This window comes from Phenylobacterium sp. (assembly GCF_031412415.1).
In the GTDB taxonomy this organism is placed as follows: Bacteria; Pseudomonadota; Alphaproteobacteria; order Caulobacterales; family Caulobacteraceae; genus Phenylobacterium.
On sequence record NZ_JANOCX010000013.1, the window covers coordinates 1 to 2,299 of the forward strand.

Annotated in this window: 2 protein-coding genes and 1 pseudogene; all 3 read right to left on the bottom strand. The window is 67.3% G+C overall.

Annotated elements, in window-relative coordinates:
• Positions 1 to 382 precede the first annotated feature (382 nt).
• Positions 383 to 1,423, bottom strand: a complete 1,041-nt coding sequence (locus RMO04_RS00530) for a hypothetical protein (protein ID WP_309642844.1) — start codon at positions 1,421 to 1,423, stop codon at positions 383 to 385.
• A 127-nt stretch (positions 1,424 to 1,550) separates the two neighbouring features.
• Positions 1,551 to 1,721, bottom strand: a pseudogene (locus tag RMO04_RS00535) (PEPxxWA-CTERM sorting domain-containing protein); the annotation flags it as partial.
• Between the two features lie 66 nt (positions 1,722 to 1,787).
• On the bottom strand, positions 1,788 to 2,299 hold a 512-nt coding region (locus RMO04_RS00540), incomplete at its 5' end, for a sigma-70 family RNA polymerase sigma factor (RefSeq protein ID WP_309642846.1).

Genomic DNA, 2,299 nt, shown 5'->3' on the forward strand with positions numbered 1-2,299 from the left:
CCCTGTTCGGCGACCATCTGACCCTGGCTCTGGCGGTCGGCGGCCTGCTGATCATCGCCGGCAGCTTCGCCGTGGTGCTGGGCGAGCGCGGCGCCAAGCCCTCCGACCTCGCCGCCACCCCGCCGCCGACGCCCGGATGAGGCCCTCCAGTGGCGGCCCGCTCACGACGTCCTTCTCCCCTTGCGGGAGAAGGGGGCCTTGCGGAGCCAGGTCGGATGAGGGGTCGATAGTCCTATCGGCCTGGTTTCTGACTTGCGCTCAGGCCGTCCGCTCGCCGGAGGGTTCTGAGAGACCCCTCATCCGACCGTTCGTCGAACGGCCACCTTCTCCCGCAAGGGGAGAAGGAACGCTGTGCGGCCATCGATCAGATTGAGACCGGAGCCTAGTAGCCCGCGGCCTTGCCGTTCGGCTGGCCGTCGACGATCTGATCCAGGTACTCACTGAGGCCGTAACCCACCAGCTCGCCGCAACGGTACTGCGTCATCCCCTCGGTGATACGGGTCTGCAATTCCACGCCGTCCGGAGTGGTCCGGCGATTGCGCAGGGGGATCAGCGACATCACCTCGCCGGTGACGTCGTAGGCCTTGCCGCCCTTGGTCGTGACCTTGGCCCGCAGCGCGGTCTGGTAGCCGTGCTCGTCCCAGTCGCTGTCGATCACGCAGGTGTCGATCAGGTCATAGGCTCCGTCGCGGAACACCATCCCGCCCTGGCGCGCCCCGCCCTTTCCGTCGCCGATCACCGACAGCATCATCCCGAAGTCGCGGCCGAAGTTCATCGGGCACCAGCGGTACCAGTCGATGGCCTGCCAGTGGCGCGGGCCCCACGACTTGTCGCGCAGACCGTGACCCGAGATCTCGAAGCGCTCGTCGCCGACGGTGAACACGCCGCTGGCCGCGCAGTGCTGCTCGTAGTGGGCCTTGGCGAAGGACTTTTCCGGGTCGATCTCCAGCGAGGACCCGTCGGCCTTGACCGTCTCGCCGCCGTACATGGGCGAGACGCCCTCGTAGTCGAGCTCGATCTCGCAGGGGACGGTGGGGTTCTCGCGGAAGGCCCTCTTGGGGTCGGCCATCTCGTGGGGCCGTTCCAGCAGAAGCGCCTTGCCGGAATAGGTCAGCTTCAGCCGTTTGAACGGCTCCACCACCTCGATCTTCAGGCCCCCGGCGTTCATCTCGGTGTTGGCCGCGATGGTCGGGCGTCCGAACATGAAAGCCACCCGCCCGTCGGGAAGGTACAGACACACGGTCATCTCGGCGTAGTGCTCGTTGGGGCGGTTGCCGATACGGAACCAGCCACCGGTCTTCTTCACCGGGTCGAAGGCGTTGAAGTACATGCTTTCGTTGTAGTTCTTGGCGTCGCCCGGATCGTGCGGGAACTCGTCCTGTGGATCCAGGCGAACCTTGAAGCCGCTCGGCGCCTGCGCCATGACCGTTTCCTCCACCGTTTGGAGGATTCCGCGCGCCCTGCCCCTGGGTCAGTCTAGGCTCGAGCGGACATGGCGACGCCGCCGGTCTCGCGACCGACGGCGTGGCTTTTGGTGCGGACTCGGCGTCTTAGGCGGTCGCGAACGACTGCCGGCGGCGCGCGTTGCGGGCGACACCGCCCACCGCGCCGAAGCCGATGATCATCATCGCCCAGGTGGCCGGTTCCGGAACCGCCGACGAGATCGACACATTGCCGATCGCCGGGCCGAACGGGGTGTTTGTCGCCGAGGCGAAGGTCAGTTCCGAGCCCCGCACGCGCGAACGCGTGAGGTCGCTCTGTTCAGCAGTTCCGAAAGCGCGGTCGACCTACGCCGCGCGCTGGCGCGAATAGCCGTCGAGCTGGGCCATGATCGAGGCCATGGCCGCGCTGGGAAGCAGGTCGTCGTCGCCGAAATCGCCCTCGGCATAGATCAGCGCCAGCCGGTCGCGCGCACGGCTGACCCGGCTCTTGACGGTGCCCACCGCGACACCGGTGATCTCGCTCGCTTCCTCGTACGACATGCCGCCGGCGCCGATCAGGATCAGCGCCTCGCGCATGTCGTCGGGCAGCATCGCCATCGCCCGGCGCAACTCGTTCAGCTCCAGGCTGGCGGTGGGGTCGGAGATCGAGACCAGGGTCCGCTCGGCGACTTCCGGGTCCAGCGGCTGCGAGCGCCACGCGCGGCGCATGTCGGAATAGAACTGGTTGCGCAGGATCATGAACACCCACGCCTTCATGTTCGTGCCCATCGTGAAGCTGGCTTGCGAGGACAGCGCCTTGGCCAGGGCGTCCTGAGCCAGGTCGTCGGCATAGGTAGCGTCGCTGCACAGCGAGCGCG